This window comes from Herbidospora daliensis (genome assembly GCF_001570585.1).
Classification (GTDB): Bacteria; Actinomycetota; Actinomycetes; order Streptosporangiales; family Streptosporangiaceae; genus Herbidospora; species Herbidospora daliensis.
Genome location: NZ_BBXF01000002.1, coordinates 534,081 through 560,309 on the forward strand (window position 1 = coordinate 534,081; position 26,229 = coordinate 560,309).

28 protein-coding genes are annotated in these 26,229 nt (G+C 70.7%); 17 read left to right on the forward strand and 11 right to left on the reverse strand.

Translation table 11 applies throughout. The annotated features are described in order from the left end of the window. Positions 1-9: 9 nt before the first annotated feature. Entirely contained in the window at positions 10-2,157 is a 2,148-nt protein-coding gene (locus tag AW274_RS08765) for an MMPL family transporter (protein WP_062430557.1), read from the forward strand. Here AW274_RS08765 and AW274_RS08770 read toward each other — a convergent pair. Beyond that, entirely contained in the window at positions 2,144-2,800 is a 657-nt protein-coding gene (locus AW274_RS08770) for a response regulator (RefSeq protein ID WP_062430558.1), read from the reverse strand. The genes AW274_RS08765 and AW274_RS08770 overlap by 14 nt on opposite strands. Beyond that, positions 2,797-3,903 (reverse strand): sensor histidine kinase, encoded by a 1,107-nt coding sequence (locus AW274_RS08775; protein ID WP_062430559.1) that lies wholly within the window; start codon positions 3,901-3,903, stop codon positions 2,797-2,799. Before AW274_RS08775 ends, AW274_RS08770 begins: the two co-directional genes overlap by 4 nt. 112 nt (positions 3,904-4,015) lie before the next feature. On the opposite strand from AW274_RS08775, the gene AW274_RS08780 reads away from it, so the two are divergent. The 4 genes from AW274_RS08780 to AW274_RS08795 are packed head-to-tail and all read left to right on the forward strand — an operon-like array spanning position 4,016 to position 6,859. Then, positions 4,016-4,366, forward strand: coding sequence for a hypothetical protein (locus AW274_RS08780; RefSeq protein ID WP_062430560.1), 351 nt, complete (start codon positions 4,016-4,018; stop codon positions 4,364-4,366). Next, positions 4,363-5,781 carry a multicopper oxidase family protein gene (locus tag AW274_RS08785; RefSeq protein WP_062431814.1) on the forward strand — a complete coding sequence of 473 codons (1,419 nt, stop codon included), beginning with the start codon at positions 4,363-4,365 and terminating at the stop codon, positions 5,779-5,781. The genes AW274_RS08780 and AW274_RS08785 overlap by 4 nt, the downstream gene beginning before the upstream one ends. A 36-nt stretch (positions 5,782-5,817) precedes the next feature. Continuing rightward, positions 5,818-6,309, forward strand: coding sequence for a CAP domain-containing protein (locus tag AW274_RS08790; RefSeq protein ID WP_062430561.1), 492 nt, complete (start codon positions 5,818-5,820; stop codon positions 6,307-6,309). Between the two features lie 40 nt (positions 6,310-6,349). Next, positions 6,350-6,859 carry a CAP family protein gene (locus tag AW274_RS08795; protein WP_062430562.1) on the forward strand — a complete coding sequence of 170 codons (510 nt, stop codon included), beginning with the start codon at positions 6,350-6,352 and terminating at the stop codon, positions 6,857-6,859. On the opposite strand, the gene AW274_RS08800 is transcribed toward AW274_RS08795, so the two are convergent. Continuing rightward, a complete protein-coding gene (locus AW274_RS08800) occupies positions 6,856-9,081 on the reverse strand; it encodes an FUSC family protein (RefSeq protein WP_062430563.1) in 2,226 nt (741 codons plus the stop codon). The two genes, AW274_RS08795 and AW274_RS08800, sit on opposite strands and share 4 nt — an antisense overlap. A 92-nt stretch (positions 9,082-9,173) precedes the next feature. On the opposite strand from AW274_RS08800, the gene AW274_RS08805 reads away from it, so the two are divergent. Further along, positions 9,174-13,178, forward strand: a complete 4,005-nt coding sequence (locus AW274_RS08805) for an nSTAND1 domain-containing NTPase (protein ID WP_062430564.1) — start codon at positions 9,174-9,176, stop codon at positions 13,176-13,178. Between the two features lie 3 nt (positions 13,179-13,181). Here the strand turns inward: AW274_RS08805 and AW274_RS41165 are convergent, their stop codons facing one another. After that, positions 13,182-13,367, reverse strand: coding sequence for a hypothetical protein (locus tag AW274_RS41165; RefSeq protein WP_062340887.1), 186 nt, complete (start codon positions 13,365-13,367; stop codon positions 13,182-13,184). 27 nt (positions 13,368-13,394) lie between these two features. On the opposite strand from AW274_RS41165, the gene AW274_RS08815 reads away from it, so the two are divergent. The 4 genes from AW274_RS08815 (at position 13,395) to AW274_RS42595 (ending at position 16,992) form a co-directional block, all read left to right on the forward strand. Then, complete coding sequence (locus tag AW274_RS08815) at positions 13,395-13,895, forward strand: PadR family transcriptional regulator (protein WP_062430565.1); 501 nt, start codon at positions 13,395-13,397, stop codon at positions 13,893-13,895. A gap of 41 nt (positions 13,896-13,936) precedes the next feature. After that, entirely contained in the window at positions 13,937-15,433 is a 1,497-nt protein-coding gene (locus tag AW274_RS08820; protein ID WP_062430566.1) for an aldehyde dehydrogenase family protein, read from the forward strand. A gap of 149 nt (positions 15,434-15,582) precedes the next feature. Then, positions 15,583-16,662, forward strand: a complete 1,080-nt coding sequence (locus AW274_RS08825) for a ZIP family metal transporter (RefSeq protein ID WP_062430567.1) — start codon at positions 15,583-15,585, stop codon at positions 16,660-16,662. 6 nt (positions 16,663-16,668) lie between these two features. Further along, on the forward strand, positions 16,669-16,992 hold the full coding sequence (locus AW274_RS42595; protein WP_062430568.1) for a DivIVA domain-containing protein: 324 nt from the start codon (positions 16,669-16,671) through the stop codon (positions 16,990-16,992). Here AW274_RS42595 and AW274_RS08835 read toward each other — a convergent pair. From AW274_RS08835 to AW274_RS08845, 3 genes are read right to left on the reverse strand one after another with little or no spacing between them, the layout of a single operon-like run. Beyond that, the gene (locus AW274_RS08835) at positions 16,982-17,908 is read right to left on the reverse strand and encodes an NAD(P)-dependent alcohol dehydrogenase (RefSeq protein ID WP_198169097.1); all 927 of its coding nucleotides are present in this window, start codon (positions 17,906-17,908) and stop codon (positions 16,982-16,984) included. The two genes, AW274_RS42595 and AW274_RS08835, sit on opposite strands and share 11 nt — an antisense overlap. A 5-nt stretch (positions 17,909-17,913) precedes the next feature. After that, positions 17,914-18,123, reverse strand: a complete 210-nt coding sequence (locus AW274_RS08840; protein ID WP_425460169.1) for a helix-turn-helix transcriptional regulator — start codon at positions 18,121-18,123, stop codon at positions 17,914-17,916. Beyond that, complete coding sequence (locus tag AW274_RS08845; RefSeq protein WP_062430570.1) at positions 18,120-18,548, reverse strand: hypothetical protein; 429 nt, start codon at positions 18,546-18,548, stop codon at positions 18,120-18,122. The genes AW274_RS08840 and AW274_RS08845 overlap by 4 nt, the downstream gene beginning before the upstream one ends. A 68-nt stretch (positions 18,549-18,616) precedes the next feature. Between AW274_RS08845 and AW274_RS08850 the strand changes: the two genes are divergently transcribed. Continuing rightward, a complete protein-coding gene (locus AW274_RS08850) occupies positions 18,617-19,225 on the forward strand; it encodes a class I SAM-dependent methyltransferase (RefSeq protein WP_062430571.1) in 609 nt (202 codons plus the stop codon). Here AW274_RS08850 and AW274_RS08855 read toward each other — a convergent pair. Beyond that, complete coding sequence (locus AW274_RS08855) at positions 19,218-19,631, reverse strand: MarR family winged helix-turn-helix transcriptional regulator (RefSeq protein ID WP_062430572.1); 414 nt, start codon at positions 19,629-19,631, stop codon at positions 19,218-19,220. The genes AW274_RS08850 and AW274_RS08855 overlap by 8 nt on opposite strands. Before the next feature lie 83 nt (positions 19,632-19,714). Here AW274_RS08855 and AW274_RS08860 point away from each other — a divergent pair, with 83 nt between their 5' ends. Continuing rightward, the gene (locus AW274_RS08860) at positions 19,715-21,661 is read left to right on the forward strand and encodes an MMPL family transporter (protein ID WP_062430573.1); all 1,947 of its coding nucleotides are present in this window, start codon (positions 19,715-19,717) and stop codon (positions 21,659-21,661) included. Here AW274_RS08860 and AW274_RS42925 read toward each other — a convergent pair. Further along, a complete protein-coding gene (locus AW274_RS42925) occupies positions 21,555-21,968 on the reverse strand; it encodes a ribosomal maturation YjgA family protein (protein WP_369408632.1) in 414 nt (137 codons plus the stop codon). The two genes, AW274_RS08860 and AW274_RS42925, sit on opposite strands and share 107 nt — an antisense overlap. 380 nt (positions 21,969-22,348) lie before the next feature. On the opposite strand from AW274_RS42925, the gene AW274_RS08865 reads away from it, so the two are divergent. Beyond that, on the forward strand, positions 22,349-22,546 hold the full coding sequence (locus AW274_RS08865) for a DUF5999 family protein (protein ID WP_062340876.1): 198 nt from the start codon (positions 22,349-22,351) through the stop codon (positions 22,544-22,546). On the opposite strand, the gene AW274_RS08870 is transcribed toward AW274_RS08865, so the two are convergent. Together AW274_RS08870 and AW274_RS08875 are read right to left on the reverse strand one after the other, a co-directional pair. Beyond that, the gene (locus tag AW274_RS08870; RefSeq protein WP_062430574.1) at positions 22,543-23,355 is read right to left on the reverse strand and encodes an SAM-dependent methyltransferase; all 813 of its coding nucleotides are present in this window, start codon (positions 23,353-23,355) and stop codon (positions 22,543-22,545) included. The genes AW274_RS08865 and AW274_RS08870 overlap by 4 nt on opposite strands. A gap of 102 nt (positions 23,356-23,457) precedes the next feature. Then, positions 23,458-23,772, reverse strand: coding sequence for a DUF5709 domain-containing protein (locus AW274_RS08875; RefSeq protein WP_062430575.1), 315 nt, complete (start codon positions 23,770-23,772; stop codon positions 23,458-23,460). 129 nt (positions 23,773-23,901) lie between these two features. Here AW274_RS08875 and AW274_RS08880 point away from each other — a divergent pair, with 129 nt between their 5' ends. From AW274_RS08880 to AW274_RS08895, 4 genes are all read left to right on the forward strand, one after another. Next, positions 23,902-24,252: a hypothetical protein gene (locus AW274_RS08880; protein WP_062430576.1), complete on the forward strand. Its 351-nt coding sequence runs from the start codon at positions 23,902-23,904 to the stop codon at positions 24,250-24,252. Positions 24,253-24,344: 92 nt separating this feature from the next. After that, entirely contained in the window at positions 24,345-24,710 is a 366-nt protein-coding gene (locus AW274_RS08885) for an ArsR/SmtB family transcription factor (protein WP_232320045.1), read from the forward strand. Next, on the forward strand, positions 24,703-25,650 hold the full coding sequence (locus AW274_RS08890; RefSeq protein ID WP_062430578.1) for a cation diffusion facilitator family transporter: 948 nt from the start codon (positions 24,703-24,705) through the stop codon (positions 25,648-25,650). The genes AW274_RS08885 and AW274_RS08890 overlap by 8 nt, the downstream gene beginning before the upstream one ends. After that, the gene (locus AW274_RS08895; RefSeq protein ID WP_062430579.1) at positions 25,647-26,225 is read left to right on the forward strand and encodes a methyltransferase family protein; all 579 of its coding nucleotides are present in this window, start codon (positions 25,647-25,649) and stop codon (positions 26,223-26,225) included. Before AW274_RS08890 ends, AW274_RS08895 begins: the two co-directional genes overlap by 4 nt. The last annotated feature ends 4 nt before the right edge of the window (positions 26,226-26,229 follow it).

Below are 26,229 nucleotides of genomic sequence, written 5' to 3' on the forward strand. Positions count from 1 at the left end.
AGAGCTTTCATGGCGACCTTGCTCTACCGGCTCGGCCGGTTCTCCTTCCGCAACCGGGGGCGGGTGGTGGCCGTCTGGGTGCTGCTGCTCGCGCTGATGGGGGCGGGTGCGGTCCTGTTCATGGGGCCGTCGAGCGAAAAGTTCAGCATGCCGGGCACCGAGTCCCAGCGTGCCCTCGACGCCCTGGCCCGTGACTTCCCGCAGGCCAGCGGGGCCACCGGCACGATCGTGGTGGCGGCCCCCGAAGGGGCCAAGCTCGACCCGGCCGCGGTCGCGCCCGTGGTGAAGGAGGCCGCGTCGGTGCCCGGCGTGGTCGCCGCGGTCGACCCGTTCCAGGCCCGGTCGGTCTCCCCCGACGGCCGCTACGCGCTGATCACGGTGCAGTTCTCCGGCACCGCCGAGGACCTGACCGACGAGACCCGCGACGCCTACCTGAAGGTCGGCGACGGCGTCACCGGGATGCGCGTCGAGCACGGCGGCGACGTGCTGCGCGCCGCCCCCGAGGTCGGCGGGTCGGAGGCGATCGGCGTGCTGATCGCCGCCGTCGTGCTGATCATCACGCTGGGTTCGCTGGTCGCGGCCGGGATGACGCTGCTCAACGCGCTCGTCGGGGTGGGCGTCGGCATGGGCGGCCTGTACGCCCTCAGCGGCGTCGTCGAACTGACCTCGGTCACCCCCGTTCTGGCCCTGATGCTGGGGCTGGCGGTCGGCATCGACTACTCGCTCTTCATCACCTCCCGCTACCGCCAGTTCCTCACCGAGGGCCTCGACCGCGAGGAGGCCGCGGGCCGGGCCACCGGCACCGCCGGTTCGGCCGTCGTGTTCGCCGGGGCCACCGTCGTCATCGCGCTCGCGGGCCTGTTCGTGGCCGGCATCCCGTTCCTGACCGTCATGGGTCTGGCCGCCGCCGGGACCGTCGCCGTGGCCGTGCTCGTCGCGATCACCCTGCTGCCCGCGATCCTCGCGTTCGCCGGGGAGAAGGTGCTGCCGCGCAGGCAACGGTCCGGCGAGACCGTCGCCAAGGAGGGCTTCGGCTACACCTGGGGCCGTCTGGTCACCCGGTTCGGCATCCCGATCCTGCTGGTCGGCATCGCCGGGCTCGGCGCGCTCGCGCTGCCCGCCCAGGACCTGCGGCTGGCCCTGCCCGACACCGGCTCGGCCGCCCCCGGCAGCCCGGCCCGCGACGCCTACGACCTGACCAGCGAGGGCTTCGGCGAGGGCTTCAACTCACGGTTGATCGCCGTGGTCACCACCAAGGACGCCGCGACCACCACCGCCCTGGCCGGGCAGGCCGCTCAGATGATCATGCAGGTGCCCGGCGTGCTGGCGGCCACCCCGCCGCAGCCGAACGCCGACGGCACCACCGCCCTGGTCGCGATCATCCCCAAGAACGGCCCGACCTCGGCCGAGACCGAGCAGGCCGTGCAAGACATCCGGGCCAAGCTCGCCACCATCTCGGGCGCGGAGATCGCGGTGACCGGCGCGACCGCCCTGGGCATCGACGTCTCCGACAAGCTCGGCGAGGCCATGCCGATCTACCTGCTGCTCGTCGTCGGCCTGTCGGTGCTGCTGCTGATGCTGGTCTTCCGCTCGATCCTGGTGCCGATCAAGGCCGCGCTCGGCTTCCTGCTGACGGTCGGGTCGACGTTCGGCATCACCGTGGCGATCTTCCAGGAGGGCCACCTGGCCGGTCTGCTCGGCGTCGAGCAGCCCGGTCCGCTGGTCAGCTTCCTGCCGATCCTGCTGATCGGCATCCTGTTCGGGCTCGCCATGGACTACGAGGTCTTCCTCGTCTCCCGCATGCGCGAGGACTTCGTGCACGGCGACACCCCGCGCCAGGCGACCATCAACGGCATGGGGCACAACGCCCGCGTCGTCACCGCCGCCGCGCTGATCATGACCTCGGTGTTCGGCGGGTTCGTGTTCATGGACGACCCGATCATCAAGTCGATGGGCTTCGCCCTCGCGATCGGCGTGCTGATCGACGCCTTCGTGGTGCGCATGACGCTGGTGCCGGCCGTCATGTCGATGCTGGGCCGGGCCGCGTGGTGGCTCCCCCGCTGGCTCGACAGGATCCTGCCCGACCTCGACGTCGAGGGCGAGAAGCTGCGCCACCACCTGGCCAAGCCGGTCGAGCGCGAGGTCACCCCGGTGTGACCAGGCCGCTCTCATAGGCCTGGACGACCAGCTGCGCGCGGTCCCTGGCAGGCAGCTTGGCCATGATCCGGCTCACGTGGGTCTTCACGGTGGCGTGGGAGATGACGAGGTCGCCCGCGATCTCCTCGTTGGACCTGCCGGTCGCCACCAGCCGCAACACCTCCCGCTCCCGGTCGGTCAGCCTGGCCAGGCCGGGGGCGGGGGTCGGGCGGGGCGGGGTGGCGACGTACTCCTCGATGAGGCGCCGGGTCACGGCGGGGGAGAGCAGGGCGTCTCCCCTGGCGGCGACCCTGACCGACTGGAGCAGGTCGGCCGGTTCGATGTCCTTCACCAGGAAGCCGCTGGCCCCGGCGCGGAGGGCGGCGAAGACATACTCGTCGAGGGCGTAGTTGGTCAGGATCACGACCTTGAGGCCCGTGAGTTCGGGGTCGGCGCCGATCTTGCGGGTCGCCTGGATGCCGTCCATCAGCGGCATGCGCACGTCGAGCAGCGCCACGTCGGGCTTGAGCGACCGGCACAACTGCACGGCCTCGCCGCCGTTGCCCGCCTCCCCCACGACCGTGATGTCGTCGGCCAGTTCCAGCAGCGCCCGGAACCCGGCCCTGATCAGCGGCTGGTCGTCGGCCAGCAGGACCCGGATCATCGGGGGAGCTCCGCCCGGACGAGAAAGCCGCCGGACGCCTGCGGCCCGGCCTCCAGCGAGCCGCCGACGGCGACCGCGCGTTCACGCATGCCGATCAGGCCCATGCCCGGTTCGGCGTCGCCCGGGGTGCCGTCGTCGGCGATCGTCAGCACCACCCGGCTGGTTTCATGTGAAACCGTGAGGGTGATCGTGGCGGGTCCCGCGTGCCGCAGCACGTTGGTGAAGGCTTCCTGCGCGATCCGGTACGCCGCCCGATCGGCCTCCGGCCGCAACTCCACCGGCTCCCCCGTCACCGTCGACTTCACCGACAGGCCGACCGCCTCGGCCCGCTCGACCAGCCCCGGCAGCTGGGCGAGACCCGACGACGGGCTGCCGGGTTGCCGCAGCACCCCCAGGGTCGAGCGCAGTTCCCGCATCGCGTTGTGCCCCGACTCCTTGATCGCCAGCAGGGACGCGCGGGTGCGCGCGGGGTCGCGGTCGAGCATCTCCAGCGCCACCGACGTCTGCACGTTGATCACCGAGATCGTGTGGGTCAGCGCGTCGTGCAGTTCCTGGGCGATCCACAGGCGTTCCTCACCGGCCCGGCGCAACGCCGCCTCCTCCTTGGTGCGTTCGGCCTCGGCCGCGCGCTGCTCGACCTGCTCCAGATAGGCGCGGCGGCTCCGGGTGACCTCGCCGAGCACGAACACCGCCACCAGCCAGCCGCTCAGCAGGCTCAGCCCGCCCGGCTCGGGATCGGTGGCCGACAGCGCGGCGACGATCCCGACCCCCACGGCCAGCGCGACCATGAGCGCGACGGCCAGCCGGCGGCGGCCGAGGCTCGCGGCGGTGTAGACGACGATCAGGACGGGCGCGGCGGCGAACACCCCCGGGTACTGGAAGCCGTAGTAGACGACCGCGCACGCCACGGTCGCCCATCCGGCCGCCAGGGGAGCGGTCCGCCGCCAGACCAGCACCGCCGACGAGACCGTGATCAGGACCACGCCGAGCGTGTCGATCGGCCGCTCGACCAGGCCCGAGCTGGACAGCCGGCCGTAGGTTCCGCCGACGCCCAGGGTCAGCACGATCAGGGCGAGCACGGTGTCGTTCTTCCAGGGCACCACGCCTGTCACGGTAGGTCAGAACCGGGAGGAGGGCGTACATCCCCGGATGTACTTCGTATGCCCGTCCACGGTCTGACGAGACGCCGCCGGGAAAGAGCCAGCATCGGCGTCCATGAGATGGACCCTGAGGATCACCTCGGCGCTGCACCTGGCCGGGGTGCTCGGCCAGGCGCTGCTGGCCGGGCTGTTCGTGACCGGCGACGCCGACCTGCTGAGCGTGCACGAGAGCAACGCCGGGATCACCCATTCGCTGCTCTACGTCCAGCTCGTCGTGGCCCTCCTCTTCTGGCGGCGGCACCGCGTGGCGTGGCCGTCGTGGGCCACGGGCGGGCTGGTGGCGGCCGAGACGCTGCAGATCTGGGCGGGGAACGAGCGGGCGCTGGGCGTGCACTTCCCGCTCGGGATGGCGATCTTCGGCGCGTCGGCGGTCATGACCCTGGTCCTGTGGAAGGCGACGCGATGATCTCCCGGCGCGGTTTCCTCGGCCTGCTGCTGGCGGCCGGCTGCGGCGCGGAGGTCTCCGGCGAACGGCTGGCCGGCACGCTCCCGCCGCCCCCGAAGTTCACCCGGCCCCTGGTCCTGCCGCGGACGGCCCGGCCCACCGGCCCCGGCCGGTACGTCGTCACCCAGCGCCCCGCCCGCATGGAGATCATCCCCGGGACAACCACGGAGATCTGGGGCTACGACGGCACCTTCCCCGGCCCGACCTTCGACCTGCGCCGCGGCGAACCGGCCGTGGTGACGATCCGCAACGACCTGACCGTGCCGACCTCCACGCACCTGCACGGCGGCGTCACCCCGGCCGACTCCGACGGCTATCCCACGGACCTGGTCGTGGGCACCACCCGGCCCCACCACGGCGGATCGACCCTGCACAACCGGACCAAGGACTACGTCTACCCGCTCGACCAGCAGGCCGCCACGCTCTGGTACCACGATCACCGGATGGACTTCACCGGCCCGCAGGTGTACCGGGGGCTGGCCGGGTTCTTCCTGATCAGGGACGACGAGGAGGACGCCCTGCCGCTGCCCCGAGGCGACCGGGAGCTGCCGCTGATGATCTGCGACCGGTCGTTCGAGGCCGACGGGTCGTTCCGGTATCCCTCGCTCGATCCCACGCTGCTGCTGCGCCACGGGGTGCGGCGGGAGTTCATGGAGGGCGTCGTGGGCGACGTCGTGCTGGTCAACGGGGTGCCGTGGCCGTACCGGGAAGTGGACGCGGTCAGATATCGGCTGCGGCTGCTGAACGCCTCCAACGCCCGGCGCTACCGGCTGGCCCTGCGGCCCGGCGGCTCCTTCACCCAGATCGGCAGCGACCAGGGGCTGCTGGAACGGCCGCTGACCCGGGAGACGATCACCATCGCCCCGGGTGAGCGCTATGACGTGATCGTCGACTTCGCCCGCTATCCGGTCGGTTCTCACGTCACGCTGACCGACCTGCTCGGCGGCGACGTGCTGCGGTTCGTGGTGACCCGCCGGGCCCGCGACGACAGCCGGGTGCCGTCGCGGCTGGCCCGTCCACAGCCTGTGGACAACCCCGTCGCCCGCCGGACCTTCGACTTCCGGGTCGCCGAGAACCTGTGGACGATCAACGGCCGCCCCTACCGGCCCGGACGGCCCATCGCCGCGCCCCGGCTGGGCACGACCGAGATCTGGCGGTTCGCGAGCGACTTCCACCATCCCGTCCACGTCCACCTCGGCCGGTTCAGGATCCTCGGCCGCGAGCACGAGGGCTGGAAGGACACGGTCGACGTGCGGCCCTACGAGACCGTCGAGGCGGCCGTCCGGTTCGACGGCCACCGAGGGCGATACATGCTGCACTGTCACAACCTGGAACACGAGGACATGGCCATGATGGCGGACTTTGACGTTGTCTAGGTTGATCACGGATAGTCACAACGATCACATTGAGTCGTGATCAAATATCTCGTCATCGCGGCCGTCGCCGCCCTCGCCCCGGCGGTCCCGGCGCTCCCCGCCTCGGCCGACCCCGTTCCCGGCCACGCGCTCGGTTTCCACAACGAGGCCCGCGCCTTCTACGGCACCGGCCCGGTCGAATGGGACGCCACCCTCCGCGAGGACGCCAAGTGGCACGCCCGGACCTGTTCGTTCGCGCCCTCCGACCACGACGACCGGTACGGCGAGAACCTCTACGTCACCACCAGCCAGGCCGACGACGCGACCGTGCTGCGCGACGCCGTCGTCTCGTGGGCGAACGAGGCGGCCAAGTTCGACGTGAAGAACCACCGCTACGCCAAGGACATCGGCTACTACGTCCAGGCGATCGGGGCGAAGACGGGACGGCTGGGCATCGCCATCGCCGACTGCCCGGCGGGCACCATCTTCGACGCGCCGACCAAGTTCGTGGTGGCCCGCTACCAGGGTGCGGTCAAGGCCGCCTCCTGATGATTGAACGCCGGATGCGCCGCGGCTACGACTTGATCCCATGATCAAATACCTCGTGGTCGCGGCGGCCCTGGCCGCCATCCCGGCCCCGGCCTTCGCGGAGACCATCAAGGACGCCGCCCTGGCCGGCCACAACACGGCCCGCGCGCAGTATGGCGCCCGCCCGCTGCTCTGGAACGCGGCCATCCTGCCCGCCACCCAGGCGTGGGCCAACACCTGCCGGTTCCAGCACTCCAACCCGGCCGGCCAGTACGGCGAGAACCTCTACGCCTCCACCAAGGTCGCCGACGACGCGACGATCGTCCGGGACGCGGTGAAGGCCTGGATGGACGAGGCCAAGTACTACGACTACAACAAGCCCGGCTTCTCGGCCGCGACCGGTCACTTCACGCAGGTGGTCTGGAAGTCGTCGACGGGCCTGGCCCTGGCGGTCGGGCAGTGCCCGGCCAACACGATCTTCCCGAGGGCGTCGAAGTACGTCGTCGCCCGCTACACCCCGCCGGGCAACTGGGGCGGCCAGTACGCGCAGAACGTCGGCCGCCCGGTCTAGCGGATCTGCTCCACCACCTCGGCGACCCCGTCCGCCAGCCGGCGGGCGGCGTCGACGTGGTGGGCGGTCCAGACGATCCTGACCCCGGTCGCCGTGGCCCTGCCGTCGTCGTCGCTGAGGTCGCGGCTCACCGCGGCGATCAGGCGGGCCTCGGCGGCCTGGTCGTAGGGCAGCCGCCCGGGGACGGGCGCCTCGCGGCCGAGCGCCTGGCCGGCCCGTTCGAACCAGGTCGCCACCGGGTCGGCGGCCGTGACGATCTCCATCTGGGCCGCGCTGCGGTCGCGGTCGACGACGCCGTCGTCGCGGCTCCACAGGTCGACGATGGCCTCCGCGCTGTACTGGAGCACGGTCACGCTCGCGACCAGCGACGACGCGTCCGACAACGGCATCCGTTTGGTGCCGCGTTCGGCCAGGTAACCGCGGAAGGCGTCGTCGAGCCGCTGCACGGCCGCCAGCGCCTGCGTCCGGGCATTGGTCGGTGAGGGCGAGACGGCCGCGACGTCGCAGCGGGTGACGCAGAAGTCGACGGCGTCGCGGAAGTAGCGCGCGTTGTCGGCGAACGCCTCGTCGAGCGACCGGCCGAGGGCCGCCCGCGCCCCGCGCGGCCAGAACAGGGCCCCGGCGAGCAGGCTGACGGTGCAGCCGACGGCGATGTCCTCCAGGCGGATCAGGCCGGTCCGCCAGCCGGTGGGCGCGGCGATCTCGAACAGGATCAGCAGCAGCACGGTGAAGCCCGCCTGACCCGACAGGAACGAGATCACGGTCGGCGCGAGCGCGGCGACCAGGATCGTGATCGGCAGCAGGATCCACAGGAAGACCATGTGCCCCTGGACGGCCCACAACAGGAACGCCCCGATGGCGAACCCGATGGCGGTCCCGGCCAGCGCGCGCAGGGCGCTCTGCCCGGTCGTGACCGCGTTCGAACGCAGCACGACCAGCGTGCCGAGCACCACCCAGAACGAGTGCTCCACCCCGATGACCGTCGCGACCAGCACCGAGATGCTGAGCGCGACCGCGCCCCTGATGCTGTTGCGCAACCAGACGGAGTGGCGTTCGGCGTGCGCGGAGACCCGGGCGCGGGCCGACGACAGGCGGGTCGAGAACCCGGCGGGCTGTTTGCCGAGGAACCGGTCGCGCCACGACCGGGCCTCGGCGGCCACCGCGATCTCGACGTTCGCCGCGATGGCGGAGATCGCGAAGCTGATCTCCTGGGCCCGGAACGACGGTTCGAGCGAGGCCACGAACGCGGTCGCGTCGCCGGTGACCCGAGCGCCGGTGACCTCGTCCTCCATCGCCTTGCGGGCCTCCATGAGGCGCCGGGTCTCGTGGTCGAGCCGCTCGCCGGGGCCCGCCGACTCCAGCAGCGCGGCGGCGCGTTCGAGCACCTCGGCGGCGGCCGCCTCGACCGCGCAGACGGCCGGGTCGATCGGGCCGGGCCCGCTCTCGAACGGCTCGCGCTCCAGCACGGAGTGCAGCCAGACCACCTGACCGGCCAGCCGCACCTCGGCCCGGCCGGTCGTGGTCAGCCCGGCCGGGCGGTAGGGCGTGTCCCAGAAGGTGGACTTCATCGCCCGCACGGCCTCGTCGCCCTCCTCGGCGAGGGCACGCAGCGGCGGGTTGCGGTTCAGCGGCAGCCCGCCCGACACGCACGCCACCTCGACCTTGACGCGTTCGGCCAGCAGCCTGAGCGCACAGGCGATCTTGGGCCGCAGCGGGTCGCGGGTGGGCGCGGGCCACAGGAACACGATCGCCGCCATGGACGCCGCGCCGACCAGCCACCAGCCGTAGAGGCGGTCGTCCAGAGCCGACAGCGGGGCCGGGATCGTCACCGGCAGCACGTAGGAGACCAGCAGCGCCGTCGACGCCCCGGCTAGCACCGAGCTGACCACCCCCGAGAACAGGATCAGGAACGTCACCGCCACCGTCGCCAGCACGGCCGTCACCACCGCGTGGGAGGCCAGCGTGCCGACGGTGATCAGCACGGTGCCGGCCAGGACCAGCCAGAACTGCGCGGTCAGCCGGTCGCGGGTGGAGCCGCTGAAGTCGACCATGAGCAGCAGGGCGAACGAGCCGAACGAGGCGTACATCGACATCACCGGGTTGCCGACGACGAGGTCGGAGAACGCGAACGCGGCCGGCATGATCACCGCCGCGCGGGCGCCCTTGCGGACCGTGTTCAGCTCCGGGTCCCGCTCTCTGATCCACCGCAGGATGCTGCTCATATGGCGCATTCTGCGACGTCAGAGGTGGTTCGCCGGGGATCTTTACGTCGCGATTGACAGATCATCATCAGCCGGACAAGGATGCATGTCGCGTGGAATTCAGGGTGCTGGGGCCGCTTTCGGTGACCCGTGACGGAACTACCGCTCCCGTCACCGGTGCGCCGAAATACCTGCTGCTGCTGGCCGCGCTGCTGTCGAAGGCGGGCCGGCCGGTCACGATCGACTGGCTCATCACGGCCGTCTGGGGCGACCGTCCCCCGGCCTCGGCCCGGCGCAACGTCCAGCTCTACGTCCATCAGCTGCGCCGCGCGTTCGGCGCCGACCTGGTGGCCGGACGGCCCGGCGGCGGCTACGCGATCCACCCGCCCGGCCTCGACGCGACCCGGTTCGACGAACTGGCCGGGCAGGGCGCCGAGGCGCTGCGGGCGGGCGAACTGGAAGCCGCCCGCGACCTGCTCAAGGAGGCGCTCGGCCTCTGGCGGGGACCGGCGTTCGCCGAGTTCCTCGACGCGCCGCCGCTCGCCGAGGAGGCCCGGCGGCTGGAGGAGGCCCGGCTGGCGGCGGCCGAGCAGCTGGCCGAGGCGGAGCTCGGGCTCGGCCGGCCCGCCGAGGTCGTCGCCGAGCTGACCGCGCTGACCAGGGAACACCCGTTCCGAGAGAGCCTGCGCCGGCAGCTCATGCTGGCCCTCTACCGGTCGGGGCGGCAGGCCGAGGCGCTGGAGGTGTTCCGGGAGACCCGCGAGCAGCTCGACCACCAGCTCGGCATCGAGCCCGGCCCGGAGTTGCGGCGGCTCCACGAGGCCATGCTCCGGGGCGACGACGATCTGCTGCCGCAGGTGCGCCGCGCGGTGTCCGACGTGTGCCCGTACCGGGGACTGACGGCCTTTCAACCCGAAGACCACGAGTGGTTCTTCGGACGGTCGGAGCCGGCCGCCCGGCTGCGCGAGCTCGTCGAGACCCGGCCGGTCGTGGGCGTCTACGGCGCGTCGGGCAGCGGCAAGTCGTCGTTGTTGCGGGCCGGGCTGCTCGGGAGCTGGCCGGGGGAGGCGCTGATCATGACGCCGGGGGCCTTCCCGCTGGAGAGCCTCGCGAAGATCGGCGACGAGCCGCTGGTCGTGGTCGACCAGTTCGAGGAGGTCTTCACCCTCTGCGCCGACGAGGAGGAACGCCGTGCGTTCGTGGCGGCCCTGCTCGACCTCGACGCGCGCCTGGTGCTGGGCGTGCGGGCCGACTTCCTGGCCCATCTGACCCGGTTCCCCGGCCTGGCCGACGCGATCGGCGCCGCCCAGCTCCTCGTCGGCCCGCTGCCCCCGGCCGGGCTGCGCGAGATCGTCACCGGCCCGGCCGAGCTCGCCGGGCTGGCGGTCGACCCCGACCTGCCCGCCACGCTGGTCGCCGACGCGGCCGGGGAGCCCGGCAGCCTGCCCCTGGTCTCGCACGCCCTGATGGAGACCTGGCGCAACCGCGAGGGCGCCCGGCTCACGCTGGCCGGATATCAGGCGGCGGGCGGGGTGCGAGGGGCCATCGCGCAGAGCGCGGAACGCGTATTCGGCGAGCTCTCCCCCGCCGAACAGGACGCCGCCCGGCGCGTCTTCCTGCGGCTGACCGCCCTCGGCGACGGCACCGAGGACACCCGGCGGCCGATCCTGCGCGAAGAGCTGACCGGGGTGGCCGGGCCGGAGGTGCTCGCCCGGGTGCTCGACCGGCTGGCCGCCGCCCGGCTGGTCGTCCTGGCCGAGGGGAGCGTCGACGTCGCCCACGAGGCGCTGATCCGCGCCTGGCCCCGATTACACGGCTGGCTCACCGACGACCGCGAGAGCCTGTTCGTGCACCGCCGCCTCACCGAAGCCGCCCACACCTGGGCCGACCTCGGCCGCGATCCGGGCGCCCTCTACCGAGGTGTACGTCTCCTCGCGGCCCGCACCTGGGCCGGCGATCACCCTCACGACCTCAACGACGTCGAGTCGGCGTTCCTGGCCGCCAGCCACGACCAGGAGAGGCGGGGCGCCCGCCGGCTGCACCGCCTGCTCGCCACGCTGGTGGTGCTCTTCCTGCTCGCGGTGACCGGCGGCGTGGTGGCGCTCGAAGAGGCCGCAGAGGCCGGGTTCCAGCAGCTCACCGCGACCGCCCGCCAGGTCTCGCTGCTGGCTCGGTCGTTGCTCGCCACCGATCCCGACCTCGCGGGGCTGCTCGCGGTGGCGGCGTACCGGCTCGATCCCGAGGCGGAGACCAGGGGCGGCCTGGAGAGCGTGGCGGCGGCGGCCCGGCGGCCGATCGAGCTCAACGCCGAGGGCCCGGCGGTCTTCGGGGTCGCCTTCAGCCCCGACGGTTCCCGGCTGGCGGCGGCGGGGGAGGACGGCTCGATCACCCTGTGGGACCCGCGCAGGAAGGCGCTGATCGCCCGGTTCGCCGAACCCGGCGGCGGCCACGGCCGGGCGGTCGCGTTCAGCCGCGACGGGCGCTACCTCGCCTCCATCGTGCGCACCCCCGCCCTCCTGGCCTCGCCGGGGGTGGTCGTGGTGCGCGACCTGACGACCGGCGCGGAGGTCCGCCGCCTCGAACGCCCCCGGCTCACCGACGCGCTCGCCTTCGACGGCGACCGGCTCGCCTTCGCCGACGGCGTGAACGTGGAGCTGGCCGGAGACGTCCCGCGCATCCTCAAGGGCCATGAGGCCGAGCTCGCCGCCCTGGCCTTCAGCCCCGACGGGAAGGTGCTGGTCAGCGGGGCCGACCACCCGATCGTCTGGGACGTCGCGTCGGGGGAGCGGGTCGGCCGGCTCGACGTCGAGAACGTCCACCGCCTGGGCTTCGACGCCGAGACCGGCACCCTGGCGACCGGCTCCGCCCACGAGGGGGTACGCCTCTGGCGGGTCACCCCCACCGAGATCACTCCCCTGGCGAGCCTGCCGGAACGCTCGCCCTACACCTGGGACATGTCGGCCCCCGCGAAGGGCCGGATCGCCGTCGCCGACGAAGACGGCCTGATCACCGTGTGGGACCTGACCCGGCTCGCGGCCGTCGCCGCCTACCAGGACCGCAGCCGCACCGAGGCCCTCTCGATGGCCATGAGCGCCGACGGCACGATGCTCGCCTCGGCCGGCCTGGGCCGGACCATCGTCGTCAGGCAGGACCCGGTCCCCCCGTTCACCGGCCACAGCGCGGCGGTCAACGACATCGAGGCGAGCCCCGACGGCCGCCTGATCGCCTCGGCGAGCAGCGACGAAACGGTCCGGTTGTGGGACGCGTCGGGAAAGCCCGTCGCGGTGCTGCCCGGCCATCCCGACCACGTGCGGGCCGTCGCCTTCAGCCCCGACGGCCGGTCGCTGGCCTCGGTCACCCGCGGCCACACCCTGACCCTCTGGGACCTGGAGAGCCGGCAGAAGATCGCCTCCACCGCCTACCCGGGCCTCGGGGCCTCCACCGACGTCGCCTTCCAGCCCGGCGGCGACTACGTGGCCGCCGCCGCCCTGGGCCGCTTCCGCTGGCGGACCGCCGGCCTGAAGGAGGCGCCGCTCCCCGGCCAGCTCGCCTCGGCCCTGGCCTTCAGCCCGGCCGCTCCCCTGCTGGCCTCCACGGGCCCGGCCGGCGACCTGCTCGTCTGGGACCTCGCCGCAGGCAAGGAGGCGCGCAGCCTCCGCACCCACCAGGGTTCGATCTTGGACGTGGCCTTCGCCCCCGACGGCACGACCGTCGCCACGGCGGGCGCCGACCACACGATCCGGTTCTGGGACGTCGCGACCGGCCGGGAGAAGGGCGCCGCCCTATCGGGCCACACCGCCCCCGTCCAGGTGCTGGCCTTCGGCCGCGACGGAAGGACCCTCGCCTCGGCCGGCGACGACCACACGGTGATCGTGTGGGACCTGGCGTCGAAGACCGTGATCACCCGGCTGACCGGCCACACCGCGCCGATCCGCGGCCTGGCCTTCACCGCTGCGGGCGAGCTGGTCTCCGGGGGAGAGGACGGCCGTGTCATCCGCTGGTCGCTGCGCCCCGAGGCGCTGGCCGAGGCGTTGTGCCGGGAGATCGGCCGCGACCTCACCCGGGAGGAGTGGGCCCGGCACATCCCGTCGCTGGACTACCGCCCGACCTGCGGCTGAGCGTCAGGCCGGTTCTTCGGCCCAGGCCAGGACGACGAACGGCTCACGGCACGAGGGATGATGGAGGCGTCTGGTCGTCACGCGGTAGCGCGACTCCTCGACGTCGAGGATCCCGATCTCCTGCGTGATCGTCAGCAGCAGCCCGTGACACGGGCCACCGATGCAAATCGCGTTGGGCTGGGGTTTCATAGTCACATTGAGACTACGCTGTCGCCTGTGAACAACTCCGAGTGGGTGGTCCTCTGCCTCCTCGCGCACGAACCCGCCCACGGTTTCGCCCTCGCCCGCCTCACCGCGCCCGAGGGACCCGTCGGCCGGGTGCTGCCGATCCCGCGGCCCCTCGTCTACCGCGCCCTCGACGGGCTGGTGGCCCGCGGCCTGGCCGAGCAGGCCGGCGTCGAACCCGGCCGGGGACCGGCCCGCCGACCGTTCCGCGTCACCCCCGCCGGGGCGGCCCGCGCCGCCGAGTGGCTGGCCACGCCGGTGGTCAGGGTCAGGGAGATCCGGACCGAGTTCCTGGTGAAACTCGCGTTGCTCCAGTGGGCCGGAACGGACCCCCGGAACCTGCTCGCGGCCCAGGCCGAAACATTGCGGCCCATCGTGGCACACCGCCTCGACCTGCGGGAATCCGCCCAGGGTCTGGAACAGGCCGTCGCGGCGTGGCGATATGAGACGGCCGTAGCAGCGCTGAAACTTGCGGAGTCCACTACCGAGTAGTCAGATGGTGACTACGTCTAGTAGGAAGGGAACCGACGCTGATGACGGTCACCCTGGAAAAGAGCGTTCAGGACTTCATCTCGACCCCACGCCAGCTGTTCATCGGCGGCCAGTGGGTCGACGCCGCCTCCGGACGCACCTTCGCGACCCCCAACCCCGCCACCGGCGACACGCTCGCCCACATCGCCGAAGCCGACAGGGAAGACGTCGACCGGGCCGTACGCGCCGCCCGGACCGCCTTCGAGGAAGGCCCCTGGTCCCGCATGACCGCCTCCGAGCGGGGCCGGATCATCTGGCGCATCGGCGACCTGATCGAGCAGTACGGCGACGAGCTCGCCCAGCTGGAATCGCTCGACAACGGCAAGCCCTACGCCGTCGCCCGCGCCGCCGACATCCCCCTCGCGGCCGAGCTGTTCCGCTACATGGCCGGGTGGGCCACCAAGATCGAGGGCAACACGATCAGCCTCTCCGTGCCCTACATGCCGGGGTCGGAGTTCCACGCGTACACCCTCAGAGAGCCGATCGGCGTGGTGGCGCAGATCATCCCCTGGAACTTCCCGCTGCTGATGGCGGCCTGGAAGCTCGGGCCCGCGCTCACCACCGGCAACACGGTCATCCTCAAGCCCGCCGAGCAGACGCCGCTGTCCGCTCTCCGGCTGGCCGAGATCATGGCCGAGGCGGGCCTGCCCGAGGGCGTGGTCAACGTGCTGCCCGGCTACGGCGAGACCGCCGGGGCCGCGCTGGCCGCCCACGACGGGGTCGACAAGGTCGCCTTCACCGGCTCGACCGAGGTCGGCAAGCTGATCGTGCAGGCCGCCGCGGGCAACCTGAAGAAGGTCAGCCTCGAACTCGGCGGCAAGAGCCCCAACGTCGTCTTCGACGACGTCGACCCGGCCCTGGCCATCCCCGGCGCGGCCAACGCGATCTTCTTCAACCACGGCCAGTGCTGTGTCGCCGGGTCGCGGCTGTTCGTCCACGAGAGCCGCTTCGACGAGGTGGTCGGCGGGGTCGCCGACATCGCCCGCGGCATCAAGCTCGGCTCGGGCCTCGACCCCGACACCCAGATGGGCCCGCTGGTCTCCGACGAGCAGTTCCGCCGGGTCACCGGCTTCCTGGAGTCGGGCCGCGCCGAGGGCGCCCGGACCGTCGCGGGTGGTCAGCGCCACGGCGACAAGGGCTACTTCGTGCAGCCGACCGTGATCACCGACACCACGCCCGACATGTCGATCGTGCGTGAGGAGATCTTCGGGCCGGTCGTGGTCGCCTCGCCGTTCTCCTCGCTCGACCAGCTCGCCGCCCAGGCCAACGACACCGCCTACGGCCTCGGCGCCGGCATCTGGACCCGCGACGTCAACAAGGCCCACGCGCTGGCCAAGCGCCTGCGCGCCGGCACGGTCTGGATCAACTGCTACAACGTCTTCGACGCCGCCCTGCCGTTCGGCGGCTACAAGCAGAGCGGCTGGGGCCGCGAGATGGGCCACGAGGTCCTGGAGGCCTACACCGAGGTCAAGTCGGTCTGCACCCAGCTCCATCCCTGAGTTTCGCTGACGATCAGCCGCAGTGTGCCCCCGCGCACTGCGGCTGTCGTTTGAAGATCTGATCACATGTGTAAACCGAGCGTCACGTGGCTATCTACTCTCCGTAATCATCGCAGGTCATTTGTGCTGCGGAGAGGTGTTGAATGGTCATGTCCGTATGGCTCGAGGCGGTGTTGATCGCGGTGGCCACGCTCGCCGGGTCATGGCTGGCCCGGCGGAGTTCTGCCAAAGTGAGCGTCGGTCTGGCGATCGCGTCGGCGTTGATGCTGGTCACCGCGCTGGGCGAGATCCTGCCCGAAGCGGTCGACGACGCGATCGAACAGAACGTGCCCCTGTGGGCGCTCGGTGTGTCGATCGTCCTCGGTTTCGCCGTGATCACCTATTTCACCCGTGAGGGCTGCGCCCACGAACACACCAAGGAGGCCGCCCGGCACGCCGCCGGGGTGCATCGCAGAGTGAAGGCCGTCGCCACGGCGGCCCTGTTCGGCGGCACCGGCACCGCCGTCGCGCTGGCCATCCACCGGGCGATCGAGGGCGCCAGCCTCACGTTGTCGGGCGCCTCCCTGGTGGTGCTGCTGGCGTTGCTCGTCCACTCGGTCAGCGAGGGGCTGGCGCTCACCGCCATGCTCGACCTGGCCGGGCGGAAGATCGCCTTCTGGATGGTGCTGGCCTGCCTCAGCCCGGTCGCCGGCATCCTCATCGCCGAGATGAGCCCGATCCCCCCGCAGGCCACCCCGATCCTGCTGGGCACCATCGCCGGGGTGCTGCTGCGCACCGCCCTGGTCGGCTTCCGCCTGGCGGGCGGCGAGACCGGGCGGTTGCCCCGGCGGGCGGCGGTGGCCGCCGGAGGCGTCGCCGCGGCCCTGGCCACCACCCTGGCCGTCGCCCAGTGGATGCCCGTCTCCGCCGGCGAGACCACCACACCGGTGGCCGCCATGATCCGGCGGCCGGTGGCGATCCCGCTGCCGCTCCCCGAACCCGCCCCGGCGTTCACCCCGAAAGACCGCTCCCAGCTGCGCTGGGCGCTGACCACCGGACGCCTGAGCCTGGCCGAGATCCTCGCCCGCACCGACCGGCTGACCAGACAGACCTCGATCTGGTGGTTGCTCCGGGGCCGGCTGGCCGGGCGGGACATGGACGCCCACGGCATCCCCGAGTCGTCCACGGTGGGCGACCTGACCCTGCCCCAGCGTGACTATCTGGTAGACGCGGTAGCGAGAAAGGGCTGACCCGACATGGTGCTGACACCGGAGGACGTACGGACCAAGGTGTTCACGACCGGACGACTGCGTGAGGGATACGACCTGGCCGAGGTCGACGTGTTCCTCAACGAGGTGGAGAGCAGCCTGCGCTGGCTGCACCAGGAGAACGAGCGGCTGTCCGCGATGGTGACGGTCGATCCCGCCAAGGTGATGGCGGCGGCGGAGAACCGGGAGCGGCGGGCCGAGGAGTTGTTGCGGGCCGCGGCGGAACTACTGGGAGAGGTCGGGTCGGGCCTGGAACATCAGGCCGTCCGCGTACACGAGCTGATCAGGGAGGTGGCGACTTTCACAGGGTGATGACGCTCTTCCCCTTCGCTCGGCCGGCCATGACGTGGGCGATGGCCTCCTTCGTCTCGCTCAGCGGGAAGGTCCGGTCGAGCGCGGGGACCAGCGTGCCGTCGGCGAGCCGTTCGCCCAGTTCCTCGAACTCCCGCGTGGTCGGGAACACGAACAGCATCACGATCTGCTGGCGGATGAACGGGTTGAGCAGCATCGCGCGCAGGGTCCGGCCGATGCCGATCACCTTCCCCTTCGGCTTCCCGCCGAGGAGGATCAGCTTCCCGTTCGGGGTGAGCCGGCGGCGCAGCACGTTGATGTCGCGGCCCCCGTAGACGTCGTAGATCACGTCGTAGCGGCCGGTGCCGAGGTCGTCCTTGGTGTAGTCGACGACGTGGGCGGCGCCGAGCTTGCGGACCAGGTCGGCTTTCGCGCCGCTGCACACGGCGGTGACCTCGCCCTCGTGGAGCTGCACCAGGAACGTTCCCACGCCGCCGCCGGCCCCCACGACCAGCGCCTTCTTGCCGGGGCCCGCAGTCTTGACGCCGCGCAGCGCGGTGGTCGCCGAGGTGGGCACGGCCGCGGCCTGTTCCCAGCTGACGTTGGGCGGCTTGTGGGCCAGCAGGCCCTCCTTGGCGACGACGAACTCGGCGAAGCTGCCCTCGGAGGCGCCGAAGACCTCGTCGCCGACCTTCAGGCGGGTGACCTTCGCGCCGACCTTCTCGACCACCCCGGCGACGTCGCCGCCGGCGACGGGCTGGTTGGGCCGGGAGAACCCGAAGCCCATGAACCTGACCAGATACGGGATCCCGACCATCCGGTAGTAGGCGCCGGGGTCGACCCCGGCGGCCTTGACGCGGATCAGCACCTCGTCGTCCTTGACGGCGGGGACGGGCAGTTCGGCCAGCTCTAAGTGGCCGTAGGTCCTGTGCACCATGGCTTTCACGGGTACTGGAACACCTCTTCCAAGGAGACGTCGAAAACGCGGGCGATCTGGAAGGCCATCTCCAGCGAGGGCGAGTAGCGGCCGGCCTCGATGGCGATGACGGTCTGACGGGTGACGCCGAGCCGGTCGGCGAGCTCCGCCTGGGTCATCTCCCCGTTGGCGAAGCGCAGCGCCCGGATCGTGTTGGTGACCTTCGTGGGCTTCACCACTGCTGGAATCCGCCTCGGCGGTAGGCGACGACCTTGGCCAGCGAGCCGACGATCATCGACAGGGCGAACCCGAGGTAGATCGCGTTGGCGATCCAGAAGTAGGGGGCCTCGACGAGCGCGAGCACGAACGCGCCGAGCGCCCCGATGACCGCGAACGCCTGGCCGATCCGGTCGCCGAGCTGGTCGATCTCCTTGTCGCGGACGTCGGTCCGGGTGCTGCGGTCGCCGATCATCCCGGCGACGATGCCGACCACGATCGACGCGCCGATGGAGATCCCTAGTGACCAGAGCAGGACGGGTACATAGTCGACTTCGGTGAGCGGTCCCGAGCCGCTCCGGCTGAGCACCACCACGACGTAGCCCCCGTAGATGACGACGGTGACCAGTAGGTAGACCCATGCCCGTTTTTCCAGCATTGTCATAGCCTGAAGGTAAAGCAAGTTGTACATCGTGTCTAGTTTGTTTTACATCCCCTTCGAGAGGAAGCGCATTGGCCCAGCTCTCCGACCTGCTCCACCGCACCCTCTTCCGGACGATCTCCCTGCTGACCCCCCACCGGCAGTCGCTCGTCCTCCGGCGCTACTTCGACTGGTGGCACCGCAGCCCCGACCCCTGGCTCCACGCGACGAGCCCCTACGAGCGGCGCAAGTACGAGGAGACCCTGAAAGCGCTGCCCGACCGGGACTACCGCCGGATCATCGACGTGGGGTGCAGCGAGGGCGTCTTCACCGGGATGCTGGCCGCCGCGCGTCCTGACGCCGAGATCACCGGCGTGGACATCTCCGAGACCGCCCTGACCCGGGCTCGTCGTAACGCGCCGTCGGTCCGTTTCCTGCAGGCCGACCTGTTCTCGCTGACCGGGCACTACGACCTCGTCGTCTGCTCGGAGACCCTCTACTACCTCGGCGGCCGGCTGGAGGACGCCTCGGCGCGGCTCTGCGGGCTACTTGCTCCGGAGGCCGTGCTCCTCAGCGTGCATCCGTGGCCGGAGGCCCGGCGGTTGCACCGCTTCTTCGACGCCGGCCTCAAACTGTCCGCCGAACAGGTCGTCGAGGACGCCGACCGGCCGTTCGCCATCTCGGTGTACGTGGCTACGTAGGGCGGATCTTCGTGATGATCCTCATCAGGTCGTCACGGAACGCCCCCAGATCCCGGACCGTGATGATCGACTCCGCCGCGTCGGCGGCCGTGAGGGCGTCGTACACCTCGGCGCCCGACGCGGTTCTGGTCACCACGATCCGGCGGCGGTCGGCCCGGTCGCGTTCCCTCGTCACGTGCCCGGCGCGTTCGAGGCGTTCGAGCACCGGGCCGATGGTCTGCTCCTCCACGTAGGTGCGGACGGCGAGCTCGCGCTGGGCCAGCGGCCCTTCGGCCAGGGTGTGCAGCACCAGGAAACCGGCGTGGGTGAGGCCGTGGCCGGCCAGGATGTGGTTCCACTCGCGTTCGACCAGCCGGGCGGCGACCAGCAGCAGGCGTCCGGTGGGCCAGGTGGGCAGGTCGTCCATGACATCGATTCTCCGATGCAACCGAAGCGGTCCGTGCCGCGAAGTTGATGCTAAGGTCCCTTAGCTTTGACGAGGAGAGTGTGATGAAACGGGCATGGCTGACGTTGGCGGTCTGGCTGGTGTTGCTGGCCGGAGCCGGAATGCTGAGCGGGAAGCTCGAGGAGGTCAGGAACAACGACCCCTCGGCCTACCTGCCCGCCAGCGCCGAGTCGACCCAGGTCGAGCAGGCCAGGCGGGCCTTCTCACAGGGCGGGCAGATCCCGGCGATCATCGTCTGGGAGGACAAGTCGGTCGAGGAGGTCAAGGAGAGTTTCCCCCGGGCCGAGGCGTCCGGGAACGTGGTGCGGGCGGTGGTGCCGCTCGAAGGCGGTGACCTCGAATCGCTGACCGCCGAGGTCGACCGGCTGCGGGAACTCGCCGGGCCGGGGGCCTACGTGACCGGTCCGGCCGGGCAGAGCGCCGACGCCATCGAGGTGTTCGGCTCCATCGACCTGACGCTGCTCATCGCGACCTCGATCGTGGTCATCGTCGTGCTGCTGCTCACCTACCGGGGGCCGCTGCTCTGGCTCATCCCCTTCTTCTCGGCCGGGGCCGCGCTGGTCAGCGCCCAGGCGGGCGCCTACCTGCTGGCCCGTTACGCCGACTTCACCGTCAGCGGGCAGAGCGGCGGCATCCTGCTCGTGCTGGTCTTCGGCATCGCCACCGACTACGCCCTGCTGCTCGTGGCCCGCTACCGCGAGGAGCTCACCCGGCACGAGAACCGGGTGACGGCCATGACCGTGGCCTGGAAACGCGCCGCCCCCGCGATCGTGGCCAGCGCCGCGACCGTCGTCGCGGCCCTGCTCTGCCTGCTCGCCGCCGACCAGAGCGCCACCCGCGGCCTCGGCCCGGTCTGCGCCGCCGGTGTGGTCTGCGCCCTGATCGCCATGCTGACGCTGCTGCCCGCCCTGCTGGTGCTGGTCCCGCGCGGGGTCTTCTGGCCCCGGATCCCCCGGTACGGCACCGCCGAGACCTCGGCCGGGATCTGGAGCCGCATCGGCTCGGCCGTGGAGCGCCGCCCCCGCAAGACCTGGATCGCCACCACCGTCGTGCTGGCCGGGATGGCGGCCACGCTCAGCGTGATCACCATCGGCCCCCTGGCCGACGCCGACACCTACCGGGGCCGCCCCGACTCCGTCATCGGCGCCGAACTGCTCGCCAAGAACTTCCCCGCCACCCAGGACGGCTCCCTGGTCGTCATCGCCCCCGCCGCGCAGGCCGCGCAGGTCAAGACCGCCCTGGACGCCGACCCCGGCGTGACGTCGGTCGCCGAGCCGGTCGTGGCCGGCCCCAATGCGCTCATCAACGGCTCGGTCAAGGACCCGGAGACCGTCGAACGGCTCAGGGAGATCCCCGGCGCGCAGGTCGGCGGCACCGTCGCCGAGGCCCTCGACGCCGAACTCGCCTCCGAGCACGACGCCCGGCTGATCATCCCGCTCATCCTGGTCGTGATCGTGGTCATCCTCGGCATCCTGCTCCGGGCCGTGGTCGCGCCGCTGCTGGTCATCGCCACGGTCGTGCTCTCGTTCGCGGCCACGCTGGGGGTGTCGGGCCTGATCTTCACGCACGTCTTCGGATTCGCCGCGACGGAAACAGGCGTGCCCCTGCTGGCGTTTGTCTTCCTGGTGGCAGTGGGGGTCGACTACAACATCTTCCTGATCACCCGCGTCCGCGAGGAGACCGCCGAACACGGCACCAGGAAGGCCGCGCTCATCGCGTTGTCGGCCACCGGCGGGGTCATCACCTCGGCCGGGGTGGTGCTCGCCGCGACCTTCGCCGTCCTGGGGGTGCTGCCTCTGGTGGTGCTGGCCGAGATCGGATTCATCGTCGCGTTCGGCGTGCTGCTCGACACGTTCGTGGTCAGGTCGGTGCTGCTGACGGCCCTCACGATCGACGCCGGAGACCGGATCTGGTGGCCTTCGGGCCTCGGGTCAAAGATCGTCGACGATCGTCATCCTTTGCCCTCGAATTCCTCTGCTCCAGCCAGGTAAAAAATCCGGCCGCCGCGAGGGCGCCGACGACGTACCAGAAAAGATCAGGCCAATTGAAGGTGGTTCCGAAAACCACTGCGGACACGGGGAATCGGGCCGCGAGTTCCGCCAGGAGGGGGGTGAGCTGCGTGAACTCGACGGCCCAGCAGAAGATCACAGAGGCCCCAGCGGCGAGAAAAGGTCGTGTCCGTGGGAACCATGCAAGGGCAAAAGTGGTTATAAAGGATGAGTACAACGAAGTGCCGCAGTATTTGGCGAAGGGGCCCTCGAAGACCGCCCGAACGGCAAGACCGGAAGCGACGATCACGAGGGAAGCGGTGAGAGCCGCGAGTCGCCTGGCTTTGATCGACAAGAGAGTTGAACCTTTAAGACCTGAAGGTCATCCGTTAGCACGATTGAAGCGATAAGTCCATGGGCCACAAGTCAGCCCGGAGAAGCATCCCGAACCCGCAAAAAGACGAGGAAACTGTCGGTCGCGGTTGAGATGATGAAGGGGTGCACGTCCGAGTCGGTCCGACCTACAGCTAAAGGATCGTGATGAGGATGAAGCAGATCCGCATCCGGCCGAAGCCGCCGAAGGCGCCTCAGCCGAGTCTCGACCTCCGCACTCCATCAGGTCGCCTCCTGCCTTACTGAGGCCGACAGAGAAGAACATCAAACCGCACCACCTGGGGAGAGGTGCCCATCATGTGTCAGCACCAGCCGCACTGTCCGTCCGCTTACGCTTCCGACCGCTCGTCCGCCCACGTCGTGGCGGCCCACCCCGAACAGGGCTGGAGCCTGCTGTGCAACGGCGTCGTGCTGTTCGACGACACCGGTCTGCTGATGCCCGACTGCACGGTCGCGATCCCGCACCGCGCGCCCGAGCACCTGGTCATGGCCTAGCGGACCCGCGCGACCACTCCGAGCACGCTGTGTTTGGTGAAGTCGACCGGAACGTCCCACGGAACGTCGGGGCGCCAGGCCTCGCTGGGCACGATTCCGGGCTCGACGACCTCCATACCCTCGAAGTAACTCGCGATCTGCGCGCGGGACCGGCCGGTCACACCGCCGGGAGCGGTCTTCGCATAGACCTCCCGCACCGACTCGAGCTTGTCGTCGCTCATCTCGCCGGGGAAGCCGTGGGCCAGCACCACGTAGCTGCCGGGGGCGAGCCTCGACCGGATCTCCGCCATGATCGCACCGGCTTCGTCGTCGTCGTTGACGAAGTGCAGGATCGAAAGCAGCAGCACGGCCACCGGCCGGCTGAAGTCGACGAGCTCGGTCACCTCGGGATCGCTCAGCAGGGCGCCGGGTTTCCGCAGATCTCCGTTGACGACCCGGGTGTTCGTGTTCTCCTCGAGCAGAGCCCGGCCGTGCACCAGCACGATGGGGTCGTTGTCGACGTACACGACCCGCGCGTCGGCATTCACGCGCTGCGCCACCTGGTGGGTGTTGTCCTGGGTGGGCAGGCCGCTGCCGATGTCGACGAACTGGTCGACGCCCTCACCGGCGATCAACGAGACCGTCCGGGTGAGGAAGGCCCGATTCTCCCGGCACATCTCCCGGGCGTCGGGCACGAACTCCAATAACTTGTCGGCCGCCGCGCGGTCGGACGCGAAGTTGTCCTTGCCGCCGAGCCAGTAGTCGTAGATCCGGGCCACGCTCGGAACCGATGGGTCGATTCCCGCGGGGGCCTGCTCCTCGGACGTCACGTCCTTCTCCTTCGCGGCTGCAGCCTCGGTTGTAACGGATGTTATGGGACGAGGCTCATCCACGCGGATCATGACCCGACATTTCCGGATTTGTGGTTTAGATCACATATCGCGTTCCACCCGCATCGCCGCTTCCTCGGCCGAATAACGCCCGTCGTCGTTTCCGGCGTCGTCTCCGACGAGTTCGTCGTCGACGTCCTCGCGTGAGCCCTGGTCGGGGTCGACCAGGCGTCCGGCGCCCTCGCGCTCCTCGCGGGCGTGGTGCAGATGGGCCTCGGGCTCCTCGGCGGACAGCCGCCGGTCGAGGGAGTCGTCGTCGGGGTCGTCGTCGAGGCCGATCGGATGGTCGGTGTCCTCCACGAGGTCTTCCGCGTCGAGATCGACGTCTTGAATGCCCTGGTCATCGGGTTCTGTCATGGTTGTTCGCCCCCTTCAGTCAGGGGTTGCCCGAGACGATCGCCGCGAAACGGCATGTTTAGCGCGGTTCGGCGGGGCAGTGGATGTGGTGCCACAACCGCAACCCCCACAAAGGAGAGCGAAGGCATCATGCAGCCGAACGACAACCTCTGGACCTACCGTCAGGGCGTACAGGATCCCACCACGACCCTGGACGTGACCGGATTCGCGGTCGAGGCGACAGACGGAAAGATCGGCTCCGTGGACGAGTCGAACTACGAGGTGGGCGACAGCTACCTCGTCGTCGACACCGGTCCGTGGATCTTCGGTAAGAAGGTCGTCCTGCCTGCCGGCACGGTCACCGAGATCGATCCGCAGCAGCAGAAGGTGTTCGTCGCGCGTACGAAGGAAGAGATCAAGAACGCTCCCGAGTACGACGAGACGACCTTCAAGGACCCGCTCTACCGGGATCAGCTGGGCGGTTACTACAACCGCTTCTGACGGGTAGTCCACAACCAACCGCGGGCCGTCCCCTTCCGGGGGGCGGCCCGTTGTTTTAGCATCGACGTATGAATAATCGTTCAAATGTCGTAGTGGCCATCGCCCCCGACGCGTGCGTCGACGCCGAGCGCGTGGCCCACGTCCGTTCCGTGATGCCCGACGACGACCTGGTCGGCGACCTTTCCGAGGTGTTCGGGCTGCTCGCCGACCCCGGGCGCCTCCGATTGCTGGCCGCCCTCCTCGAAGGCGGCGAGATGTGCGTGTGCGACCTGGCGGCGGCCACCGGGCAGAGCATGTCGGCGGCCTCCCACGCGCTGCGGCTGCTGCGCGGCCACCGGGTGGTCAAGGTGCGGCGGGCCGGGCGGATGGCCTACTACCAGCTGGCCGACTCCCACGTGCGGCTGCTGTTCGACCTGGCCATCACCCACATGCGGCACGACGGGAAGACCGGTGAGTGACCACGGGCACGGGCATGGCCACGCCGTCTCGCAGGACGCCGACCGGCGTTACCTCAGCGCGGCGCTGGCGCTCATCATCGCGTTCATGGCCGTCGAGGTGGTCATCGGCTTCATCGCCGGATCGCTGGCGCTGATCACCGACGCCGGTCACATGCTGACCGACGCGTTCGCCATCTTCTTCGCCCTCGTCGCCATGCGCATCGCGGCCCGGCCGCCGCGCGGCGGCTTCACCTACGGCCTCAAACGCGCCGAGATCATCTCAGCCCAGCTCAACGGCATCACCCTGCTGCTGCTGGCCGCCTTCTTCGTGTACGAAGGCGTGCGCCGGCTCATCTCCCCGCCCGAGGTCGAGGGCCTGTTCGTCGTCTTCACCGGCCTCGCGGGCATCGTGATCAACCTGATCGCGACCTGGCTGCTGCGCAAGGCCGACCGGTCGCGGCTCAACGTCGAAGGCGCCTACCAGCACATCCTCAACGACCTGTTCGCGTTCATCGCCACCACGGTCGCCGGACTCGTCGTCTACTTCACCGGCTGGGCCCGCGCCGACGCCGTCGCCGCCCTGGTCGTCGCCCTGCTGATGGTCAAGGCCGGGTGGGGGCTGGTCCGCGACGCCGGCCGGGTCTTCATGGAGGCCGCCCCCGTGGGCCTCAACCCCGCCGAGACCGGCCGGCGGCTGGCCGGCATCCCCGACGTCGTCGAGGTGCACGACCTGCACATCTGGGAGGTCACCTCCGGGTACGCCGCCCTCTCGGCGCACATCCTCGTCACCCCCGGCTCCGACTGCCACGCGGCCCGGCTGGCCGCCGAGAAGCTCGTCCACGACGCCTACGGCATCGAGCACACCACCCTCCAGGTCGACCACGCCCACCCCGACATGCTGACCATCGGCGACGGCCACTGCGCCGACCCCCACGGCCCCGTCCACCGGAGCGAGGAATGAGCCTCCCCGCGTTACTCATCTACGGCCTGGGCCTCGCCCTGGCCTTCGGCTACCGGAGCTGGGCCCAATGGCGGGCCACCGGGAGCACCGGCTTCGTCGGCATCCGAGAGCCGGTCCTCAGCCTCGGCTGGTGGGGCGGAATGCTCTTCATCCTGAGCATCGCGCTCACGGTGGCCGCGCCGGTCCTGGAACTGGCCGGGATCACCCCGGCGTCGCGGGAGCCGATGGCCGTGGGGCTCCTGTTCGCGATCGCCGGGCTGATCCTGACCCTCGCCGCCCAACACGCCATGGGCCCCTCCTGGCGCGTCGGCGTCGACGCGGACGAACGCACCGACCTGGTGACCACCGGCGTCTTCGGGCTCGTCCGCAACCCGATCTTCACCGCGATGGTCGTCGCCCTGGCCGGACTCCCCCTCCTGGTACCGACCTGGATCTCCCTCGCCGCCCTTGTCTCCCTGATCGCAGCGGTCGAGATCCAGGTGAGGGTGGTCGAGGAGCCTTACCTGGCCCGGGTCCACGGAGCGGCCTTCACCGCCTACACAGCCCGAACGGGCCGGTTCGTCCCCAAGCTGTAGCGGG